This is a genomic window from Mesorhizobium sp. M1307, assembly GCF_040318155.1.
Lineage (GTDB): Bacteria > Pseudomonadota > Alphaproteobacteria > Rhizobiales > Rhizobiaceae > Mesorhizobium.
In genome coordinates, this window is sequence record NZ_JAMYLR010000001.1 from 286,478 (window position 1) to 306,564 (window position 20,087).

Annotated in this window: 18 protein-coding genes and 1 tRNA gene; 12 read left to right on the forward strand and 7 right to left on the reverse strand. The window is 61.1% G+C overall.

What is annotated here, in order from left to right; all coding sequences use genetic code 11:
• Window positions 1–10 precede the first annotated feature (10 nt).
• Complete coding sequence (locus tag NKH16_RS01390; RefSeq protein ID WP_502911659.1) at window positions 11–1,798, reverse strand: extracellular solute-binding protein; 1,788 nt, start codon at window positions 1,796–1,798, stop codon at window positions 11–13.
• Window positions 1,799–2,062: 264 nt separating this feature from the next.
• Here NKH16_RS01390 and NKH16_RS01395 point away from each other — a divergent pair, with 264 nt between their 5' ends.
• A complete protein-coding gene (locus NKH16_RS01395) occupies window positions 2,063–2,692 on the forward strand; it encodes an invasion associated locus B family protein (protein ID WP_352448908.1) in 630 nt (209 codons plus the stop codon).
• 123 nt (window positions 2,693–2,815) lie between these two features.
• On the opposite strand, the gene hspQ is transcribed toward NKH16_RS01395, so the two are convergent.
• Together hspQ and NKH16_RS01405 are read right to left on the reverse strand one after the other, a co-directional pair.
• Complete coding sequence (gene hspQ / locus NKH16_RS01400) at window positions 2,816–3,139, reverse strand: heat shock protein HspQ (protein WP_352613626.1); 324 nt, start codon at window positions 3,137–3,139, stop codon at window positions 2,816–2,818.
• Window positions 3,140–3,360: 221 nt separating this feature from the next.
• Window positions 3,361–4,569: a UbiH/UbiF family hydroxylase gene (locus NKH16_RS01405; RefSeq protein ID WP_352898037.1), complete on the reverse strand. Its 1,209-nt coding sequence runs from the start codon at window positions 4,567–4,569 to the stop codon at window positions 3,361–3,363.
• A 103-nt stretch (window positions 4,570–4,672) separates the two neighbouring features.
• Here NKH16_RS01405 and NKH16_RS01410 point away from each other — a divergent pair, with 103 nt between their 5' ends.
• The 8 genes from NKH16_RS01410 (at window position 4,673) to NKH16_RS01445 (ending at window position 12,949) form a co-directional block, all read left to right on the forward strand.
• Window positions 4,673–5,569, forward strand: coding sequence for a DUF2182 domain-containing protein (locus NKH16_RS01410; RefSeq protein WP_352747200.1), 897 nt, complete (start codon window positions 4,673–4,675; stop codon window positions 5,567–5,569).
• A gap of 14 nt (window positions 5,570–5,583) precedes the next feature.
• Window positions 5,584–6,198 carry a DUF1326 domain-containing protein gene (locus NKH16_RS01415; protein ID WP_352471871.1) on the forward strand — a complete coding sequence of 205 codons (615 nt, stop codon included), beginning with the start codon at window positions 5,584–5,586 and terminating at the stop codon, window positions 6,196–6,198.
• 35 nt (window positions 6,199–6,233) lie between these two features.
• A complete protein-coding gene (pcsA, locus tag NKH16_RS01420) occupies window positions 6,234–7,010 on the forward strand; it encodes a phosphatidylcholine synthase (RefSeq protein ID WP_502894951.1) in 777 nt (258 codons plus the stop codon).
• A gap of 18 nt (window positions 7,011–7,028) precedes the next feature.
• The gene (locus tag NKH16_RS01425; protein WP_352747203.1) at window positions 7,029–8,006 is read left to right on the forward strand and encodes a quinone oxidoreductase family protein; all 978 of its coding nucleotides are present in this window, start codon (window positions 7,029–7,031) and stop codon (window positions 8,004–8,006) included.
• Window positions 8,007–8,158: 152 nt separating this feature from the next.
• On the forward strand, window positions 8,159–9,751 hold the full coding sequence (locus NKH16_RS01430) for an ABC transporter ATP-binding protein (protein WP_502894945.1): 1,593 nt from the start codon (window positions 8,159–8,161) through the stop codon (window positions 9,749–9,751).
• Window positions 9,748–10,860 carry an ABC transporter permease gene (locus tag NKH16_RS01435; RefSeq protein WP_352448966.1) on the forward strand — a complete coding sequence of 371 codons (1,113 nt, stop codon included), beginning with the start codon at window positions 9,748–9,750 and terminating at the stop codon, window positions 10,858–10,860. Before NKH16_RS01430 ends, NKH16_RS01435 begins: the two co-directional genes overlap by 4 nt.
• Window positions 10,860–11,834: an ABC transporter permease gene (locus tag NKH16_RS01440; protein WP_352448916.1), complete on the forward strand. Its 975-nt coding sequence runs from the start codon at window positions 10,860–10,862 to the stop codon at window positions 11,832–11,834. Before NKH16_RS01435 ends, NKH16_RS01440 begins: the two co-directional genes overlap by 1 nt.
• A gap of 47 nt (window positions 11,835–11,881) precedes the next feature.
• The gene (locus tag NKH16_RS01445) at window positions 11,882–12,949 is read left to right on the forward strand and encodes a BMP family ABC transporter substrate-binding protein (protein ID WP_352448917.1); all 1,068 of its coding nucleotides are present in this window, start codon (window positions 11,882–11,884) and stop codon (window positions 12,947–12,949) included.
• A 62-nt stretch (window positions 12,950–13,011) separates the two neighbouring features.
• Here NKH16_RS01445 and rimO read toward each other — a convergent pair whose 3' ends face one another.
• The 4 genes from rimO to NKH16_RS01465 all read right to left on the reverse strand — a co-directional run bounded on the left by rimO (window position 13,012) and on the right by NKH16_RS01465 (window position 16,101).
• Window positions 13,012–14,325 (reverse strand): 30S ribosomal protein S12 methylthiotransferase RimO, encoded by a 1,314-nt coding sequence (gene rimO, locus NKH16_RS01450; RefSeq protein ID WP_352747209.1) that lies wholly within the window; start codon window positions 14,323–14,325, stop codon window positions 13,012–13,014.
• Window positions 14,326–14,476: 151 nt separating this feature from the next.
• Window positions 14,477–15,136, reverse strand: coding sequence for a TerC family protein (locus tag NKH16_RS01455; protein ID WP_023675054.1), 660 nt, complete (start codon window positions 15,134–15,136; stop codon window positions 14,477–14,479).
• A gap of 190 nt (window positions 15,137–15,326) precedes the next feature.
• On the reverse strand, window positions 15,327–15,734 hold the full coding sequence (locus NKH16_RS01460; protein ID WP_352747212.1) for a DUF930 domain-containing protein: 408 nt from the start codon (window positions 15,732–15,734) through the stop codon (window positions 15,327–15,329).
• A gap of 277 nt (window positions 15,735–16,011) precedes the next feature.
• A tRNA-Ser gene (locus NKH16_RS01465) sits at window positions 16,012–16,101 on the reverse strand.
• Between the two features lie 306 nt (window positions 16,102–16,407).
• Between NKH16_RS01465 and NKH16_RS01470 the strand changes: the two genes are divergently transcribed.
• The 3 genes from NKH16_RS01470 to NKH16_RS01480 all read left to right on the forward strand — a co-directional run bounded on the left by NKH16_RS01470 (window position 16,408) and on the right by NKH16_RS01480 (window position 20,048).
• Window positions 16,408–17,292, forward strand: a complete 885-nt coding sequence (locus tag NKH16_RS01470) for a GNAT family N-acetyltransferase (protein WP_352747214.1) — start codon at window positions 16,408–16,410, stop codon at window positions 17,290–17,292.
• Window positions 17,293–17,563: 271 nt separating this feature from the next.
• The gene (locus tag NKH16_RS01475; RefSeq protein ID WP_352747217.1) at window positions 17,564–18,787 is read left to right on the forward strand and encodes a septal ring lytic transglycosylase RlpA family protein; all 1,224 of its coding nucleotides are present in this window, start codon (window positions 17,564–17,566) and stop codon (window positions 18,785–18,787) included.
• 130 nt (window positions 18,788–18,917) lie between these two features.
• On the forward strand, window positions 18,918–20,048 hold the full coding sequence (locus NKH16_RS01480; RefSeq protein ID WP_352448967.1) for a D-alanyl-D-alanine carboxypeptidase family protein: 1,131 nt from the start codon (window positions 18,918–18,920) through the stop codon (window positions 20,046–20,048).
• The last annotated feature ends 39 nt before the right edge of the window (window positions 20,049–20,087 follow it).

Here is a 20,087-nt window from a genome sequence, read left to right on the forward strand (position 1 = left end):
TGTGAAGAGGTCACTTCGGTTTGCGCCACCAGGTCGGCAACTGATAACCGTACATGGGCGTCTTTTGCGGATGTTCCAGATAGTTCCAATAAGCGAGCCATTGCTGGTTGTTGTGCTGCGTCGGCACCATGTAATTGCCGGAGATCAGCAGCCGGTCGAGAACGCGGACGGCCGCTACATAGTCCTCCTTCGAACGAGCTCTCAGCATCGCCTCGATCGCCGCATCCACTGCGGGGTCGGCGACACCCGCCAGGTTGAACGAGCCTTCGGCCTTGGCGGCAGCGGATCCCCAGCGCCCGGTTTGCTCGATACCGGGCGACAGCGAGTTGTTGAAACCGGTCGAGCCGACCAGCACCTCGAAATCGAAACGCTGCTTGCGCGACTGGATCTGATCACCGTCGAGGCTGCGGATGCCGACATCGATGCCGAGCTTCTCAAGGGTGCGCTGATAGATAGCGGCAAGTCGCTCTTCGTCCTGCGAGGCGGTCAGGATCTCGAAACCGAACGGCTTTCCCTCGGGATCGAGCATCGCGCCGTCCTGCACCGTATAGCCCGCGCTCTTCAGCAGCTCGAATGCCGCCTTCAGCACCTTGCGGTCCTGGCCGGAGCCGTCGGTAACGGGCGGCCTGTAGGTGCCGTCCATGACATCTGCGGGCACGCGGCCGGGGTAGGGGGCCAGCAGGGCCTTTTCCTTTTCGCTGGCCGGGTGGCCGAGCGCGGACAGCTCGGAATTCTGCCAAAAGCTCATCGTGCGCGTGTATTTGCCGCCGAACAGATTCTTGTTGGCCCATTCGAAATCGTAGAGCATGCCGAGCGCGCGCCGCACGACCGTATTGGAAAATTTCGGCAGCCGCGTGTTAAACAGGAAACCGTTGACCACCGGCGGAATGCCGGTATCGAAAGTTTCGGCGATGACCTCGCCCCTGTGGAAGGCCGGAAAATCGAGATCGCGCTCGCGTTTGACCGGGTCGCTGTCGTCGTCGATGGCGCAGATGCCTTTCTTGAACGCTTCCTGCTTGGCGTTGGCGTTGAGGAAATATTCGATGGTGATCTGGTCGTAATTGTCGAAGCCGCGCTTGGACGGCACGTCCTTGCCCCAATAGTCCGGATTGCGCTTGAACACGATGCGCTGACCGGGCACGACTTGCGCCACCGTGTAAGGCCCGCTGCCGATCACAGGCTTTAGCGTCGTCCTGTCGAAGGTGTCCTTGTTGAAGGCGTGTTTCGGGATGATCGGCGTCAGCGCAATGATCAGGGGAAATTCGCGGTCCGCCTTGTCGTTGAAGGTGAAGCGCACACTGCGGTCGCCGGTCTTTTCGAGCTTGGCAATCGCTTTCATTCGCTGGCTGTAAGGTGGGCGGCCCTTCTCGGTGAAGACGTCATAGGTAAACAACACGTCTTCCGGCGTCACCGGCTCGCCGTCCGACCATTTGGCGTTGGGATCGAGGTGGAATTCGATGCTCTTGCGCTCGGGATCCATGTCGGCGGTATCGGCGAGCAGGCCGTAGAGACTGAAGGCCTCGTCGTAGTTGCGCTGCATCAACGGCTCGAAGACAAGATTGCCAAAGGCTTGATCCATCATGCCGCGCGCGGTGGTGCGCAGGCTTCTCAGGATGAACGGATTGAGATTGTCGAAGCTGCCGACGACGCAATAGGTAATGCTGCCGCCTTTCGGCGCGTCGGGGTTGACGTAGTTGAAATGCTTATAGTCGGCCGGCAGCGCCGGCTCGCCCTGCATGGCAAGCGCGTGCTTCGGTTCCGACAGGGCCGGCTGCAGGGAAAGGCCGACAAACAACATTGCGGCGATCAGCCAAACGACAACGCGGCCCATGACCGTCTCCTTCCCGATTCGATGCGCAGCATACATGAGCCGGTCGTGCACCGGCCAACCCCTTGAGCCTATCCCTTGGCCAAGATTCGCGAGACCCGGGCTGGATTCGGCACCGCTTGCAGTGTAACACGCCGTCCGAAGTCATTCTGTTGCCTCATTTCGGCAACAGGTAGCTGGACCACACGGCATGAAAAAAGCCGGTTCCGGGATCATTTGAGAGGAATGCACGACATGACGAGCCTGAACAGCAACGCGTACCGCCTGTCGGTCATGGCCGCTGGCGTGGTCGGCATTCTGGGCGCCGGGATTCCCGCTGCTTCCGCGCAGCAGCAACAGCAGATTCCGCAAGGCTGGTTCAAGGCCTGCACCAAGCAGGAAGACGTCGACATCTGCAATGTCCAGAACATCACCACCGCCGGCAACGGCCAGCTCATCACCGGCGTCAGCCTGATCGAATTGAAGGGCAAGGTGAACCGCAAGGTGTTCCAGGTGACGGTTCCGACCGGCCGTCTCGTTCCTCCCGGCATCGGCCTCCAGATCGACGGCGGCAAGGCGCAGAAGCTCGACTATGTGATCTGTTTTCCGGATCGCTGCGTGGCGGAAGTGCCGCTGAGCGATCAGCTTGTCGCATCCTTCAAGAAGGGATCGGCGCTGACGCTCACCTCGGTCAATTTCCAGAACCAGCCGAACCCGATCAAGATTGCGCTGACCGGCTTCAGCGGCGCCTTCGACGGCCCGCCGCTGCAGCAGTCGGACATCGAGGACCGACAGAAGAAGCTCCAGGAGTTCGTCGCCAAGAACAATCAGGATTTTGCCAAGAAGCTCAAGGAAGAGCAGGAAAAGGCGAAGGCCGCCAACTGATCGACGGGTTTTCGAACCAACAAAAAAGCGGGGTTCATGCCCCGCTTTTTTCGTTTGGACCGGCTGTTTGTCGGGTCCAGCCATGTCTCAAGCCTGTCCCAGTCCAGCCAGATCCCGGCTAAGTCAATGTCTCAATTGGTACTTCGGCTCGTAGCGCCCGTCAGGCTTCTTGTCGAACATTTCACCAATCTGCGGATGCCGGACCGGTTCGCCCGACCGGTCCTCGAGTAAATTCTGCTCGGACACATAGGCGATGTATTCCGTTTCGGAATTCTCGGCGAGCAGATGATAGAAAGGCTGGTCCTTGCGCGGCCGCACGTCAGCGGGGATCGCCTCGTACCATTCGTCAGTATTGGCGAATTGCGGATCGACGTCGAAAATGACGCCGCGGAACGGAAACAGCCGGTGCCGAACCACCTGTCCGATCGAGAATTTGGCTGTCTTCATCGCACTCACCACTTGAACTTCTTGAACGCCACGCATCCTGGAACACGCAAGGAACGCTCCAGGACTTTAGATTCTTACGCACCGGTCCGGCAAAGATTGGCCCAGACCTTAAGGTCGACATCGTCATTATTTGGCGCAGACGCCGCGTCAATTCAATCCCGATCCCCGTGATGCCGGGTTGAGCATCGCGAGATGCGGATCAAGGGCGGTGGCCAAGATCGCTATCGCTCAGCCGGTTTTCGCAATCCGCCAAAAAACGCCGCAAAACCGCTGCCGGGTCGAAGACCCTCGCGCATGAAAAACGCCCGTAACGGCGCAAACCCCTCAAGCGCGCCAAGGCCAGCGCTGCGCACCATCTGAGCCGGCAGTATGTCGGAAAGCAACGACATGTTGAGCAGGTTGACCGCGCTGCTGCGCGCCAGAATGTCCGGCCGCCGCTTGAAATCATAGGCTGCAAGCGCCTTGGGGGCGCCCGGGTCCGAGCGGTTTCTGCTTGCGGCACCAATCAGGTCGTCGATGTCCCGGATGCCGAGATTGAGGCCCTGCGCGCCAATTGGGGGAAACACGTGGGCGGCTTCACCGACAAGTGCCACGCGGCGATGCGCAAACCGCCACGGGCTCACCGCTGAAAGGGGGTAGACCTGCCGGCCGGGCTCAACCGACACGCGGCCCAACATCGATTGCATCCGCTGTTCGACCCGCGTCGAAAGCTCGGCGTCGTCGAGTGCTGCAAGGTCCTTGGCGATATCGGGTTCGAGCACCCAGACAAGGCTGGACCGGTTGCCGGGCAGGGGAACCTGTGTGAACGGACCGGTCTCGGTGTGGAATTCGGTCGAGGTGAAGGCATGGTCGCTGCGGTGACCGAAATTGAGCACCAACGCCGCCTGCGGATAGGATCGGATCGAGGTGCGGATGCCGGCTGCCTCGCGGGCCGGCGACTGACGGCCATCGGCGGCAACTGCCAACGATGCCTCAACCTCGCTGCCGTCGGCGAGAACGGCATGGGCATGGTCGGCATCGAGGCGCCATGCCTCCACCATCGACTTTCGCCATTCGATGCCCGAATGCGCGACGGCCTCGGCTAGCGTGCGGTTGAGAACGCTGTTGGGCAAGTTCAGCCCGAATTGCTCTTCGTTGATCTCGCTGGCGCGAAAGGTCACTGTCGGGCTGCGGATCAGCCGGTTGGTTGCGTCAACGATACGCATCACCTTGAGCGGCGCTGCGTGCGGCCTGATTCCGTCGAAGATCCCTAGCCGTTCGAACATCTTCAGGGCAGGGTTCATCAAGGCTGTCGTCCGGCCGTCGAGGCCGGCTGCCTCGGGTCCGACGAGCGTCACGGGAAAGCCCGCCTCGGCAAAGCCAAGCGCCGCGATCAGCCCCGCAGGGCCGCTGCCGGCGACCAGTATCCGTGCTGTTTCCCGATGGTTCAAATTCGGCTTCCGGATTGCGAGGTGAGGCCCGTCCGACCTGCTGGTCCATATAGGTCAGGTGATGCGGCTTGATCAACGCGGCGATTCGGCCCATTCGGTTGCCATGACCGGCCAACAAGACGATTTCAGCCACCTCGACGGCACCGGCCGCGCGATGGCGAGCGTTGCATGTAGCCCTCGACTGACGGTGGGCGTCGTTGCCGGCATGGGCATCGCCGTTGCCTGGCTCCTTCTCGGCGCAATGGCAGTTCGGGGGGCGGTGAGCCGGCTCCCGGGCGCCGATGTACCCGGCGACGCCGTGCTGGAATACCTGCCGCAACTGCCGCTGCCGGATTTCCTTGCGCGTTTCTTCGCCCTTTGCCTGGCGCCGGCGCCGCTTCGCGCAAGCGTAGGGGCGCAAGGCGGGGCACTCACCGCGATGTGGCTGTTGATGGCCATCGCGACCATGCTGCCCTCCGCGGCGCCGATGATCCGCACCTATTGCGAGATCGCAGATACCGCCAGGATCAAGGGGGAACCTGTTGCCCATCCGCTGATCCTTGTCGCTGGATATTTGAGCGTCTGGCTTGCCGCCTCGGCAATATTCGCTGCCCTGACGCTCGCAGTCCATGCATTCGTGTCATCCGGGCAGATGCTCGATCCGCTGCTTGGAATTGCCGGAGCAGCCGCGCTGTCGATCGCTGGTCTCTATCAGTTCAGCTGGCTGAAGGAAGCCTGTCTGGAGAAGTGCAGAAATCCGTTCTCGGTCCTGTTCGCCAACTGGAGCGCCAAGCCCATTCGCATTTTCCGGCTCGGTATGGAGCAGGGCCTGTGGTGCCTTGGATGCTGCTGGGCGCTGATGCTGGTAATGTTTGCCGTCGGTGTGATGAACGTGTTCTGGATGGCGCTGATCGGCTTGTTCAGCCTGGTCGAAAAACAGACGGCAGGCAATCTGCCGACGCGGTTGGGCGGTGCGATACTGCTTGTCTGGGCAGCCGCGCTACTAGTAGTCTCGGCATGAGGGGGGAGAATTCGATGACAGATCAAAACTGGGCAATGAAGGGAGAGCTCATACTTTCCTGCAATTGCACGGTTTTTTGCCCTTGCGTTCTGTCGCTCGGCAATCATCCGCCTACGGAAGGCTATTGCCAAACCTGGGCGGGGTTCCGGATCGATGCCGGCCATTTCGGCGAGGTCGACCTGTCCGGCCTCAATCTTGGGCTGGTCATGGAAATCCCCGGTTATATGAGCCGCGGCAACTGGACGGCGGGCCTGTTCATCGACAAGCGCGCCTCGGTTTACGCTGTGAAGGGACTGACGAAGATATTCACCGGCAAGGCCGGTGGAACCACATCGCTGCTCTCCATCCTGGTCGGACAGTTCCTCGGCGCCGAGCAGGTGCCGATCACCTACGAGACGCGTGAGAAAACACGCATCTTTCAGATACCGAAGATCATCGATGGTGCGGTGACGCCAATCACCGGCAAGGATCGCGACAAGGATACGGTCATCAGCAATTCGGAATACTGGATTGCGCCGGAAATCATCGTCGCCAAATCCGACAAGAGCAAAATGCGGGCCTTTGGCCGCAACTGGAACTTTGCTGGCCGTTCGGCCGAAATCTGCAAGCTGGACTGGCGGGGCCCGTGAGCAAGAAGACGACGGCCAGGAAAATCGCCGACCGGATTCCGCGGCCGAAGAAGAAAGTCACATGGCCTCAGGCGCGGGCGTTCTCGGTCCATCTCTTGACCGCGTCGGGCTCATTCCTGGCGTTTCTGTCGCTAGTGGCAGCAAGCGAGCAGCGCTGGACGGCGATGTTCTGGTGGCTGGGGCTGGCGCTTTTCGTCGACGGCATCGACGGGCCGATCGCCAGGAAGCTCGATGTCAAGGAAATCCTGCCGACTTGGTCGGGCGAACTGCTCGACAACATCATCGACTACGTGACCTACGTGTTGATTCCGGCCTTCGCGCTCTATCAGCGCGGCTTCATGGGCGAGCGCCTGTCGTTCCTGTCGGCGGCGATCATCGTGGTGTCGAGCGCAATCTACTATGCCGATACCGGCATGAAGACGAAGGAGAATTTCTTCAAGGGCTTTCCGGTCGTCTGGAACATGGTGGTGTTCACGCTGTTCGTCATCGAGCCCGGACAATGGGTTTCTTTCGCGGTGGTCGTGGTGGCCGCCATTCTCACCTTCGTGCCGATCAATTTCATCCATCCGGTGCGGGTGAAGCGGCTGCGGCCAATCAATCTCGGCATGACGCTGCTTTGGTGCGCTTTCGGCGCGCTGGCGCTGGCGCAGGCCGCACTTGCCTCCTTCTACGACCAGATCGGCGTGCTGGGCGAGCAGGTCAGCGATTTCATCAAGTTCGGGATTACGTTCACCGGGCTTTACCTCGCCTGCATCGGCGCTATCATGCAGTTCTTCCCAAATCTCGGCGCCAAGCCGGATAAGAAAGCCTGATCCCAAGAGAGCCAGAAAATGTCCAAAGCGATCCGCATCCATGCCCATGGCGGCCCGGAGGTCCTGACCTATGAGGATGCCGATCCCGGGCAGCCGGGCTCGGGACAGATCCTGGTCAAGCATACCGCGATCGGTCTCAATTTCATCGACGTCTATTATCGCTCTGGCCTTTATCCGCCGCAGGGCGGATTTCCGCTGGTCCCTGGCGGCGAGGCGGCCGGCGTGGTCTTGGATGTCGGCTCGGATGTCGACTGGCTCAAACCCGGCGATCGCATCGCCTACGCCGTGACGACCGGCGCCTATGCCGGGCAGCGCGTGATCGCCGCCGACCGCGTGGTGAAGGTGCCGGACGGCATCAGCGACGAACAGGCCGCAGCCATGATGCTAAAGGGCATGACCGCCGAATATCTGTTGCGCCGTACATTCAAGGTGAAAGCCGGCGACACGATCCTGTTTCATGCGGCGGCCGGCGGTGTCGGGCTGATCCTCGGCCAATGGGCCAAGCATCTCGGCGCGACAGTGATCGGCACGGCGAGTTCCACCGACAAGATCGAGCTCGCCAAGGCGCATGGCTTCGACCACGTGATTAACTATCGCGAACAGGATTTCGTGGCCGGCGTTGCCGCTGTCACCGGTGGCAAGAAATGCGACGTTGTCTACGATTCAGTCGGCAACGACACATTTCCAGCCTCGCTCGATTGCCTGCGGCCGCTCGGCACTTTCGTCAGCTTCGGTCAATCGTCTGGGCCGATCCCGCCCTTCAGCATCTCGTTGCTGGCGCAGAAGGGCTCGCTGTTCGCAACGCGGCCGACGCTGTTCGTCTATAATGCCAGGCGCGAAGACCTCGAGGCTTCCGCCGCCGCCTTGTTCGGTGTGGTGCTCAGCGGCGCCGTCAAGATCAAGATCAACCAGCGTTACGCGCTCAGCGAGGCCGGCAAAGCGCATTCCGATCTCGAAGGGCGCCGGACCACCGGGACAACAATACTTATCCCTTAGGCGCCCGCAGTTTCGGGCCGCCGACGCCGCCGTTCTTGCGAACTGCTCTTTACCGCTTGAGTTTCCGCTGAAATTCTTGAAGCTCTTTCAAGTCGTGAGGCGCTTACCGTAGAGAGCAGCCCGCGCATACGATGGTTGCGGGAACACAGAACATGTCTGGCAAACCAGATGGAGGCACCGTGAGTGCAGATCAGGACGGCGCAAACCTGCTTGAGGTTCGCGGCCTCACAAAGATATTCGGCACGTTGACGGCGTGCGACCATGTCGATCTCAACATCGCCAAGGGCGAGATCCATGCGTTGCTTGGTGAGAACGGCGCCGGCAAGTCGACCCTGGTGAAAATGCTGTTTGGATCGCTGGAACCGAATTCCGGCGAGATTTTCTGGAATGGCCAGGCGGTCAGGATCACCAGCCCCGGCACCGCAAAAAAGCTCGGCATCGGCATGGTTTTCCAGCATTTTTCCCTGTTCGAAGCGCTGACGGCGGCGGAGAACATCGCGCTGTCGCTGGATGACGGCTCGCCGATCAGCACGATCGCGGCCAAGGCGAGGGCGCTCTCCTACAGTTACGGCCTGCCTCTCGATCCGCTATCGCTGGTCGGTGATCTGTCGGTCGGCGAGCGTCAGCGTATCGAAATCATCCGCTGCCTGCTGCAGACGCCGCAACTCATCATCCTCGACGAACCAACTTCGGTGCTGACGCCGCAGGAGGCCGATAAGTTGTTCGAGACGCTCGAACGGCTGCGTTCGGAAGGAAAGTCCATCCTCTACATTTCGCACCGGCTGGAAGAGGTCAAACGGATCTGCGACCGCGCCACCGTGCTGCGTCACGGCAAGGTGGTCGGCCATTGCAATCCGCGCCAGGAAACCGCGTCTTCGTTGGCGCGGATGATGGTCGGCAACGAAGTGCTGGCCGTGGTGCGGGCGCCGGCCGAGGGTATCGAGACCGCGCCGGTGCTGCTTCAAATCCGCGAACTCACCCGCAAGCCAGCGACCCCGTTCTCGATCCCGCTCAGGAACATCAATCTCGAGGTCCGCGCCGGCGAGGTGATCGGCATTGCCGGTGTGGCCGGCAACGGCCAGGGCGAATTCTTCGAATCCGTTTCCGGCGAGGTGCTGCAGCAGGATGCCGGCTCGGTCCGCATCCGCGGCAAGGATGCCGGCGGCCTCACCATCACCGGCAGGCGTCTGATGGGCGCTGCCTTCGTCCCGGAAGAGCGGCTCGGCCATGGCGCAGCACCGCGCATGAAGCTTTCGGAGAACCTGCTTCTGTCGCGCCACGCCACCGATGGCAAGATGTTTGTCGGCGCCGGTGGAATGGTCAAGGCCGATGCGATCCATACCGCTGCCCAGCGCATCATAAAGGCAATGGACGTGCGCAAGAGCGCGCCGGATCCGGAGGCTGCGGCTCTTTCGGGCGGCAATCTGCAGAAATTCATCGTTGGCCGCGAACTCGACCGCCGGCCGAGCGTCTTGGTGGTCAATCAGCCGACCTGGGGGGTCGACGCGGGTGCGGCGGCCCACATCCGCCAGGCGCTGATCGAACTGGCGCGCAGCGGCTCGGCGGTGCTGGTGATCAGCCAGGACCTCGACGAGCTGTTCGAGATTTCCGATGCGATCACGGTCATGCACAATGGCGAACTGTCGAAGCCGCTGCCGATAGCTGAAGCGACGTTCGAGAAAATCGGGCTGCTGATGGGCGGCGCCGAACCCGGTCATGCCGAACATACGCTGGAGACGGCCTGATGCGCCTCGAACTTGTAAAACGCCCGCAGCGCTCGATGCTGTTTTCGGCACTCTCGCCTTTCATCGCTTTCGTTTTGACGATCATTGCCGGTGCCATCATGTTCGCGCTGCTCGGCGTCAACCCGTTGACCGCGTTCCGCATCTACTTCATCGAACCGATCAGCCAGGTCTGGCAGTTGCATGAGCTGGCGATCAAGGCCGCCCCCCTGATCCTGATCGCGGTCGGACTGTCGGTCTGCTACAAGGCCAACATCTGGAACATCGGCGCCGAAGGCCAGTTCATCCTGGGCGGCATTGTCGGCTCGATCATCCCCGTGCTGTTTCCGCAGTTCGAAGGCCCATTGGTGCTGCCGCTGATGCTTCTGCTCGGCATGGTCGGTGGGGCCGCCTATGCTGCAATCCCGGCACTGCTGAAGACGCGCTTCAACACCAACGAGATCCTGACCAGCCTGATGCTGGTCTATGTCGCCCAGCTCTTCCTCGATTGGCTCGTACGCGGGCCGTGGCGCGATCCGCAGGGCCACGGTTTCCCGCAGACCATCCAGTTCAACGACTCGGCCATACTGCCGGAACTCCTCCCGGAATCCGGCCGGGCAAACTGGGGATTTGTCTTCGCGCTGATCGCGGCGATACTGATCTGGATCCTGATGAGCCGTATGCTGAAAGGCTTCGAGGTCCGCGTGCTCGGCTCAAGCCCAAGGGCAGGGCGCTTCGCCGGGTTTGGCCTTAACCGCATGGTCTTCTTTGCCTTCCTGCTGTCGGGCGCACTGGCCGGACTTGCAGGGATTTCGGAGGTCTCGGGAGCCATCGGACAATTGCAGCCGGTGATCTCGCCCGGCTACGGATTTACCGCTATCATCGTGGCATTTCTCGGCCGGCTCAATCCGCTCGGCATCGTCGCCGCAGGCCTTGTGCTGGCGCTGACCTATCTGGGCGGCGAGGCAGTGCAAAGCGCGCTCGGCATCTCCGACAAGGTGGCGCGCGTGTTCCAGGGCATGCTTTTGTTCTTCGTGCTCGGCTGCGACACGCTCATCCATTACCGCATTCGCCTGACCGGCTTTTCCGCGCCGAAGCTCGAGGCAGGGCCGAAGCTGGAGGAAGCCCGCTGATGGACATCACCGTCAACATCCTCTTGACCATCGCGACGGCGGCGACGCCGCTGCTGATCGCGGCGATCGGCGAACTGGTGGTCGAACGTTCGGGTGTGCTCAATCTCGGCGTCGAAGGAATGATGATCATGGGTGCCGTCGGCGGTTTCGGCGCCGGCTATCTCACCGGCTCGCCTTGGATAGGGCTGTTGGCGGCAATCACCATGGGGGCAGTGTTCTCGCTGCTGTTCGCCGTCATGACGCTGTCGCTGGCCACCAATCAGGTGGCCACCGGCCTGTCGCTGACACTGCTCGGCCTCGGCCTTTCCGGCATGATGGGAACGAATTTTGTCGGTCAGCCCGGCGAAAGGCTGCCAAACCTCGATATTCCCGGCCTGACCGCAATCCCGGTCGTTGGCAGGCTGCTGTTCGGCCAGGATCCAATCTTCTACATCTCGATCGCGCTGACCGCCGCCGTCATGTGGTTCCTGTTCAAGACCCGCACCGGGCTCACGCTGCGCTCGATCGGCGACAGCCATGCATCCGCCCATGCGCTTGGCATCCACGTCATCCGCTACCGCTATCTCTCAGTGATTTTCGGCGGCGCTTGTGCCGGCCTCGCCGGCGGTCACCTATCGCTGGTCTACACACCGCAATGGGTGGAGAACATGACCGCCGGCCGCGGCTGGATCGCGCTGGCTCTGGTCGTCTTCGCCTCCTGGCGGCCATGGCGGGTGCTGGCCGGCGCCTATATTTTCGGCGCGATCTGGGTTGGCCAGCTTCACGTCCAAGCCATAAATCTGCAGGACTTCGTCGACGCGCCCTGGTTGCTCTACAAGTTAATTGCGTTCTTAAAATCGTTTCCCTCGCAACTGCTTTCTTCGCTGCCCTATCTGGCAACCGTCGTGGTTCTCGTTCTAATCTCGCGCAACAAGCGTTTGACGATGATGAACACGCCGGCCTCCTTGGGCCAGCCATTCGTTCCGGATCGTTGACAACAAAAAGACGGAAGCTCCAAGGCTTAACTCAGAGAGGTAACACAATGAAAAAACTGCTTATTGCCCTGATGGCGGCGACGGCCGCATTGTCGCTGGCGGCATCAGCCGAGGCGGCGGACAAGCTGAAGGCGTGCTGGGTCTACACCGGCCCGATCGGCGATTTCGGCTACTCCTACCAGCACGACCAAGGCCGCCTCGAGGTGGAAAAGGCACTCGGCGACAAGGTCGAGACCGCCTATCTCGAAAACGTCTCCGAAGGCCCCGATGCCGACCGCGCCTTCGAGCGCCTGGCGCGCGAGGGATGCAAGATCATTTTCGGCACGTCCTTCGGCTTCATGGACCCGGAAGTAAAGATCGCCAAGAAATTCCCCAAGGTGATGTTCGAGCACGCCACCGGCTACAAGACGGCCGAAAATCTCGGCATCTACAATGCGCGTTTCTACGAAGGCCGCTACGTGCTTGGCCAGATCGCCGCCAAGCAATCGAAGTCGGGCGTCGCCGGCTACATCGTTTCCTTCCCGATCCCGGAAGTGGTGATGGGCATAAATTCCTTTATGCTCGGCGCACAGTCGATCAACCCGAACTTCAAGGCGAAGATCGTGTGGGTGAACTCCTGGTTCGATCCGGGCAAGGAGGCCGATGCTGCCAAGGCATTGTTCGACCAGGGCGCCGATATCATCGTCCAGCACACCGACTCGACCGCTGCCTTGCAGGTGGCGGAGGAGCGCAAGCTGCACGGCTTCGGGCAGTCCTCCGACATGATCAAGTTCGCGCCGCACGCGCAGCTGACCGCGCTGACCGACGAGTGGGGTCCCTACTACATCAGCCGCGTCCAGGCGGCGCTCGACGGCACCTGGAAGCCCGACAATGTCTGGCTCGGCATTAAGGACGGCGCCGTCAAGCTGGCGCCGTTCACCAACATGCCCGACGACGTCAAGGCGATGGCCGAAGCCACCACCAAGAAGATCGCCGACGGCTGGAACCCCTTCACCGGGCCGATCGCCAAGCAGGACGGCACACCTTGGCTGAAGGAGGGCGAGGTCGCCGACGACGCGACGTTGCTCGGCATGAATTTCTACGTGAAGGGCGTCGACGACAAGCTGCCGCAGTAGGTGGTCGGAAACATATCGAACGAAAGGGCGCCACGCGGCGCCCTTTTCATTTTGGACGAATATCAGACTGCTGAGCCGTAAAGGTCGTAAGCGTCGGCGCGCTCGATCTTGACCGTGACGATGTCGCCGGCGCGCAGTGGCCGCCGCGACTGGATATGGACCGAACCGTCGATTTCGGGCGCGTCGTATTTGGTCCGGCCCTTGGCCGAATTGCCATGCGCCTCGTCGATCAGGACCGGCAGGCGCTTGCCAATTTTCTTGGTGAGCTGCGTTGCCGAAATCTTCTGCTGGCGCTGCATGAAGCGGTGCCAGCGGGCTTCCTTGATCTCCTGCGGCACTTGCTCGAGGCCGAGCTCGTTGGAGCGGGCGCCTCTGACCGGCTCGTATTTGAAACAGCCGGCGCGGTCGATCTTGGCCTCGTTCAGCCAGTCGAGCAGCATCTCGAAATCGTCATCCGTCTCGCCGGGGAAGCCGACGATGAAGGTGGAGCGGATGGCAAGGTCCGGGCAGACGTCGCGCCAGCCGCGAATGCGCTCGAGCGTCTTTTCGCCATGAGCGGGCCGGCGCATGTTCTTCAGCACCTGCGGCGAGGCGTGCTGGAATGGGATATCGAGATAGGGAAGAATCTTGCCTTCGGCCATCAATGGGATGACGTCCGCGACATGCGGGTAGGGATAGACATAGTGCATGCGCACCCAGACACCGAGCTTGCCCAGTTCTTCCGATAGATCGAGGAATTTCGCCCGCACTTCGCGATCGCCGAACATGCTGGTCCGGTATTTGATATCGATGCCGTAGGCGCTGGTATCCTGCGAGATGACGAGGATCTCCTTGACCCCGGCCTTGGCCAGCTTCTCGGCTTCGCGCAACACGTCGGCGGCCGGCCGCGATACGAGGTCGCCACGCAGCGCCGGGATGATGCAGAAGGTGCAGCGGTTGTTGCAGCCTTCCGAAATCTTGAGATACGCATAGTGGCGCGGCGTGAGCTTGACCCCTTGCGGCGGCAAAAGGTCGATGTGGGGATCATGGCTCGGGGGGGCAGCCTCATGCACCGCCGCCATCACGCTTTCATAAGCTTGTGGTCCGGTGATGGCGAGGACGTTCGGATGTCTTTCACGGATGACGTCCGGCTCGGCGCCGAGGCAGCCGGTGACGATAACTTTGCCATTCTCCGAAAGTGCGGAGCCGATGGCGTTGAGCGATTCGTCGCGAGCCGAATCGAGGAAGCCACAGGTGTTGACGACGACCAGGTCGGCGCCGTCGTGCTTGCGGGCGATCTCGTAGCCTTCGGCGCGCAGGCGGGTGATAATGCGCTCCGAATCCACAAGGGCTTTCGGGCATCCAAGGCTGACGAAACTGACGCGAGGGGCGGACATCAAAGCTTTCCGGATTTTCAGGATTGGCGGCGCAGTACCACACTTGTCGCGGCATTGGTATGGGCAGCGGCTGCGGCGAAACGCAACCGCCAGCGTCGCCGAAGGCTCGCCGAAGCTGAAAGGCCGGCCGATGAGAATTCGAGTCGGCGTGTCAGCTCACCGCACTGCTGACATGCGGCAAGACTTCCACCGCGCCCCGGTAGATCATATCGAGTGCGACATAAAAGATGATCAAAAGGCCGATATAGGCGATCCAGCGATGGCGGTGCAGCAGCTTGGCGATGAAGCTCGCGGCAAGGCCCATCAGCGCGATCGACAGGACGAGGCCTATCACCAGCACCTGGAAGTGATCGCGCGCCGCGCCGGCGACCGCCAGTACGTTGTCGAGCGACATCGACACGTCGGCGATGACGATCTGCAATGCCGCCTGACCCAAGGTCTTCTTGCGCGCCTTGCCGGCCACCATATCATCGCTGTTGATATCGGAATTGGACAGCGCTTCGGTCGCCTCCACCTCGTCAGCATACGACGTGCGCAGCTCGCGATACATCTTCCAGCACACCCACAGCAGCAAGATGCCGCCGGCCAGCAGCAGGCCGACAATCTGTAACAGGGTGACGGTGATCGCAGCAAAACCGATACGCAGCACCGTCGCCGCCACCACGCCGATGAGAATCGCTCTCTTGCGCTGCTCGACCGGCAAGCCCGCCGCGGCCAAACCGATGACGATGGCGTTATCGCCTGCAAGCACGAGGTCGATGGCGATGACCTGGAGCAGGGCCGAGAAGCCCGCGGCAGTGAAAATTTCCATCGACTGGAAGTCCCTTGCTGGTTGGCCGACCGTTCGCGTCGAATGCCTGGAGGGCCTAACGTGTATGGTTCCTGCGCGTCAAGGGACTGGTTGGAACAAGGTCGGCAAACCGCCCGTTATTGCGGCAATATACAGAGTTTGCGACGATCGGCCCGAACACCGGCAAAATGCGGCCACAGGTCGCGAATGCCTAGTTATAGAGATTGTATTTGGGCCAGTCGCTTTCCGGAATTTCATCACCGATCCGATAGCGGAGCTGCAGGACTTGCATATGGTCCGGCGCTGTTTCGCATTTGAATTTCAGCCGGTACCACTGTCCCTTGCTGCGAAACGCAGCACCCGGGCTCTTGATCGCATCGGCGCCCATTTCGGGCGTCGCAAAAGCGTAGGCGACGACACGATCGGCTTTGTATTTGTGGTCGTCGCGGGTAATCCGGTCGAGAATTTCGGCGTCGCATCGCTGCTCCAGCCGGGTTTGCGGATCGAGTTTCAGCAGGCCGGCGCGCAATGCGCTGTCCATCGCGCTGGCCGGCCAAGCCACTATCGTCCATCCGAGGACCGCAGAAAATAGTTTATTCATAGGCGGGAGAAGCATCATATTCGGGCGGAGAAATCAACCCGACGAGCGCGGCTGCGCGGCGGGTGATAGACTTCGCTTTGTGGCAGGTTGTTGATTACGCAATAGTATCACCGGTACTTTGGTATCGTTGCCACGATCAGCACCTGTCGCATTTCAGCGACGCGAGAGGTGGTGCGCTGCATGGGGCAGAGCGGCGGTTCTCCCCGAAGCGGACCGGCCTGTTAAACCCAGGCAGTCGAGAATCCGACGAGCGGAAAACTCGACGTCCATGCCTGCAGGATTCAAGAAACGGATCTGGCGGAGGGAGTGGGATTCGAACCCACGGTGGGCTTGCACCCATGCCGGTTTTCAAGACCGGTGCCTTAAACCGCTCGGCCATCCCTCCAAGGTGATTTTTCAATCACTTAGGATATCGCGAGAGGAGCGGGTTCGAGCTGTCGGTACCGGATTGGCACCAGGACGTTCCCCGACCGGTTCGCGCTCCATCCCTGTAAAGCCGCATTCAACGCCAAGTCAACCGTGGCGGCCGCACCTTTCGGCGCGATCCAGGGCGTGAGCAGCGTCATGGCAAGCTGTGTTTGTGCTGAGTGTGGAAAATCGTTTTTAAAACCCGCACGGACTATTAATCGTTGAGCGCTGATATGTGGAGCGCATTAGGCACATGTAAGTAAATCGTATTCTGGAGTTGATTTTGGCCGTACTTGGCGCTCTCCCGCCCGGTCTTCGCTGTAGACCAATCCGCGAAACCGACTGGGAGGGAGTGGTTGATTGCCTGTGCAGGGGCTTTCCGGCGCGTAACCGGAGTTACTGGATACACGCTCTGACCCGTTTGTCGCAGCGGCCTGCGGTTGCCGAGTTCCCACGATATGGCTTTGTTTTGGAGCATGCCGGTCGGATCGTCGGCGTTGTGCTCACCCTTTATGCTCGCTACCAGGGGCCAGAGGGCGACGAAATCCGCTGCAATCTTTCAAGCTGGTCAGTCGATGCAGATTTCCGTCCCTATGGCGCCATGTTGGTTGCGGCGGTTCTCAAGCGGAAGGACGTGACCTACACGAACATTTCGCCGGCACAAGCGACATTGAAAGCCAACCGGGCGCTAGGCTTTCGGCTCTTCTCCAGCGGACAATTTACCTTCTTGCCGGCTTTAAGTTCGACGCAGCGGTCATGTCGCGTGGTCGAAGTGCGTCCCGATCTTCCGGAATTGGCGATGCTGCCCGAGAGTGAGAGATACATACTCTCGGAACACGCCGCGCTGGGCTGCCTGTCGTTGATCTGCATCTGCGACGGAGCAGCGTTCCCCCTGGTATTGATGCCGCGCCGAATGTTGCACGGTGTTATCCAGTGCCATCAGGTCATCTATTGCCGCTCGCTTGCGGATTTGAGCCGCTGCGCCGGCGCGATGGGGCGCTTTCTCTTGCGAAGCGGAATCCTGGTTTGCTTTGTCGACGCCAAGGAGCCGATTCCAGGCTTGGTGGGATGGTACCGCCCCAACAAGGGGCTGAAATACTACAAAGGTCCCAGACCACCCGCACCTGGAGATCTGACGTTCACCGAACTTGTGATATTCGGTCCCTGAATCTGCGCTCGCAGACACGCCAAGCCAAGGGCAACGCGCCACGAACCACATTGCTGATCGATCAGCGATGATTTTCATGCCGATCAGCGAGGCGGTCCGTGCCACAATCTCGCCCGGTTCCGACCACAATCGGTTAATACGGTGATAAACAATTCCTGCGCACAAAAAGGATTGGGGTAGGGCGTCGCCGGCGTTTCTGGATTGGGTGCTTTGGCATCGCTGACGTTCATGCTGCGGTGCCTTCGTCGATGCTATAGGGGACAATCAAAATATGCAGACCACGGCGCGCCCGCGTCTTCGTCGCGCTTCCGCTTTCGCGCTGTTTGCCTTGTCGGCAGCCTTTCTTGCAGCATGTGCCGGGCCGCAGCAAAAGGCGATGGTCAACAAGAAACCTCGCTCCAAGGAATATTTTTCCGAAGCCGAATACGGCGTGAAAGCCAGCCCGCGCGTCATGTTCAAGACGTCTCGCGGACGCGACCAGCTCGGCAAGCCCTATCAGGTGCGCGGCAAGTGGTATTATCCGAAGGAAGACAAACGTTACGCCAAGGTTGGCCTCGCATCCTGGTACGGTGAGGCCTTCCACGGCCGGTTGACCGCCAACGGCGAAGTCTACGACATGGCAGATCTGACGGCGGCGCATCCGACCATGCCGCTGCCGAGCTATGCGCGGGTCACCAACATGAAGACCGGCAGCTCGGTGATCGTGCGCGTCAACGACCGCGGACCCTATCATGATGGACGCATCATCGATGTGTCGAAGCGCGCTGCTGAAATGCTCGATTATGCCAACATCGGTACGGCCGAGGTGAAGGTCGAATATGTCGGCCGTGCGCCGCTCGAAGGCAATGACGGGCAGTATCTTATGGCTTCGTATCGTCCAGGCAACAGGGCGCCGGATCCGTCGGACGGCCTGCCCAGCGATGTCATGGTCGCGATGAATGGGCCGTCGCCAAGCCTGCCGGTGAGCGCTGCTGCCGTGCCGTTCCCCGGTCAGCTGACGAATTCCGGGCAGGGATCCGATGCAGGGCCTGTCACGGCAGTGCAAGCATCTGCTTTGGGAGACATTGTACTGCCCGATTTCGGCCCGATCGTGCCGGAGCGCCCGGAGATCAACCTGCCGGCGCAATCGCCGTTCACCGTGGCGTCGCTGTCTTACGCGGACGAGCGCGTGCAACGCGCCTCCAACGCGTTTGCCGAGCTGGATGGCGCCGGCATGTCGCCCGCCGAAATTCTTCAATCGTGGAAGCGGCAAGCTCCTCCAACCGGGTCGCCCACGGACTATGTCGCGGCGGGTTCGTTCGAGAATGCCGCCGAAGCGGAGCGTGTGGCGGCCCAGCTTTCCAGCTTCGGCAAGACCGAGATCCAGCGCTCGGAACTTGAAGGCAAGGACTGGTACTCGGTCAACCTCTTTGCCGACGGTCGTGGCAGCCTGGACGAGATGCTGCAGGCAGCGTGGTCGCATGGTGCGCCGGATGCGCTTGCTGTACGCAACTGAGCTCGGGCTGCCTGGTTTTTTCGTGCGCGATTGATACGCCAGGCAAAAGCCTGATAGCTTCTGCCAACTTGCAAAAGCGCCGGCTCACTGGTCGAACCTGATGAAATCTTTTCACCCTTTCACCGGGCTTATGGCGCTCGGCCTGCTGCTGCTCTCGCTTGCGCAGGCCTCAGCTCAGCTTTTCGAGACCAAGGCCGCGCAGGCCTTCATGATCGATGCCGAAACCGGAACCGTGCTGTTTTCCAAGGACGCCGACAGGTTGATCCCGCCGGCCTCGCTGGCCAAGCTGATGACGATGGAAGTGGTTTTCGACGCCATCAAATCAGGGCGCATGACGCTCGATGACACCTTCGTGGTGAGCGAGAACGCCTGGCGCAAAGGCGGCGCTCCTTCGGGGACATCGACCATGTTCGCCAAGCTCAAGTCGACGATCCGGCTGGAAGACCTGATCCAGGGCGTGACCGTGCAGGCGGCCAATGACGGCTGTATCGTCATCGCTGAAGGGATGGCCGGGTCCGAAGCAAACTTCGCGGCGCAGATGACCGAGCGTGCCCGCCAGATCGGCTTGCAGAAATCGACTTTCGTCAATTCCACCGGTCTGCCGGCCGATGGGCAGCAAACGAGCGTTCGCGAACTCGCGCTTCTGGCGCTGCATATCTGGCGCAACTACCCGGATCTCTACCGCTATTACGGCCAGAAGGATTTTACCTGGAACAAGATTTCCCAGAGGAACCGCAATCCGCTACTGGCCATGGACATAGGCGCCGACGGGCTCGCGGTCGGTGCCAGCGAGCAATCCGGGTTCGGCATTGTCGGCTCGGTCAGCCACAACGGCACAAGGGTAATCGCGGCGATGAGCGGCCTGGCAAACGACCGTGAGCGTGCTGAGGAAGCGCGAAAGCTGCTCGACTGGGGCGTTCGCTCCTTCGAGAAGACTGAAGTATTCGCCAAGGACGAAGTGGTTGGCGAAGCCCAGGTCTTTGGCGGCGCCAAGTCCGGTGTCGCGTTAAAGGCAAAAGGACCGGTGCAGATCTTCCTGCCGATCACCAACCGCGACAAGCTCACCGCCAGGATCGTCTATGACGGACCGGTGGCAGCGCCGGTGGAGGAGGGGCAGCCGGTGGGTACGCTGCGCGTCTGGATCGGCGATACGCTGAGCCAGGAGACGCCGCTGTTTGCCGCCGAGTCGATCGGTGTCGGTTCGCTGCCGCAGCGCGCGCTCGATGCCGCCAAGGAACTGGCCGTCGGCTGGCTGCGTTAGCACCGTCGCGGTGGACCTTTTTTCCCGCCGGGACTATAC

Coding starts and splice junctions, on each gene's coding strand:
- rimO (WP_352747209.1), bottom strand. CDS start 14,325: ATGTCCGCCCCTCGCGTCAGTTTCGTCAGCCTTGGATGCCCGAAAGCC.
- NKH16_RS01440 (WP_352448916.1), top strand. CDS start 10,860: ATGGACATCACCGTCAACATCCTCTTGACCATCGCGACGGCGGCGACG.
- NKH16_RS01390 (WP_502911659.1), bottom strand. CDS start 1,798: ATGTTGTTTGTCGGCCTTTCCCTGCAGCCGGCCCTGTCGGAACCGAAG.
- hspQ (WP_352613626.1), bottom strand. CDS start 3,139: ATGAAGACAGCCAAATTCTCGATCGGACAGGTGGTTCGGCACCGGCTG.
- NKH16_RS01415 (WP_352471871.1), top strand. CDS start 5,584: ATGACAGATCAAAACTGGGCAATGAAGGGAGAGCTCATACTTTCCTGC.
- NKH16_RS01425 (WP_352747203.1), top strand. CDS start 7,029: ATGTCCAAAGCGATCCGCATCCATGCCCATGGCGGCCCGGAGGTCCTG.
- NKH16_RS01445 (WP_352448917.1), top strand. CDS start 11,882: ATGAAAAAACTGCTTATTGCCCTGATGGCGGCGACGGCCGCATTGTCG.
- NKH16_RS01480 (WP_352448967.1), top strand. CDS start 18,918: ATGGCGCTCGGCCTGCTGCTGCTCTCGCTTGCGCAGGCCTCAGCTCAG.
- NKH16_RS01460 (WP_352747212.1), bottom strand. CDS start 15,734: ATGATGCTTCTCCCGCCTATGAATAAACTATTTTCTGCGGTCCTCGGA.
- NKH16_RS01475 (WP_352747217.1), top strand. CDS start 17,564: ATGCAGACCACGGCGCGCCCGCGTCTTCGTCGCGCTTCCGCTTTCGCG.
- NKH16_RS01430 (WP_502894945.1), top strand. CDS start 8,159: ATGTCTGGCAAACCAGATGGAGGCACCGTGAGTGCAGATCAGGACGGC.
- NKH16_RS01395 (WP_352448908.1), top strand. CDS start 2,063: ATGACGAGCCTGAACAGCAACGCGTACCGCCTGTCGGTCATGGCCGCT.
- NKH16_RS01410 (WP_352747200.1), top strand. CDS start 4,673: ATGACCGGCCAACAAGACGATTTCAGCCACCTCGACGGCACCGGCCGC.
- NKH16_RS01455 (WP_023675054.1), bottom strand. CDS start 15,136: ATGGAAATTTTCACTGCCGCGGGCTTCTCGGCCCTGCTCCAGGTCATC.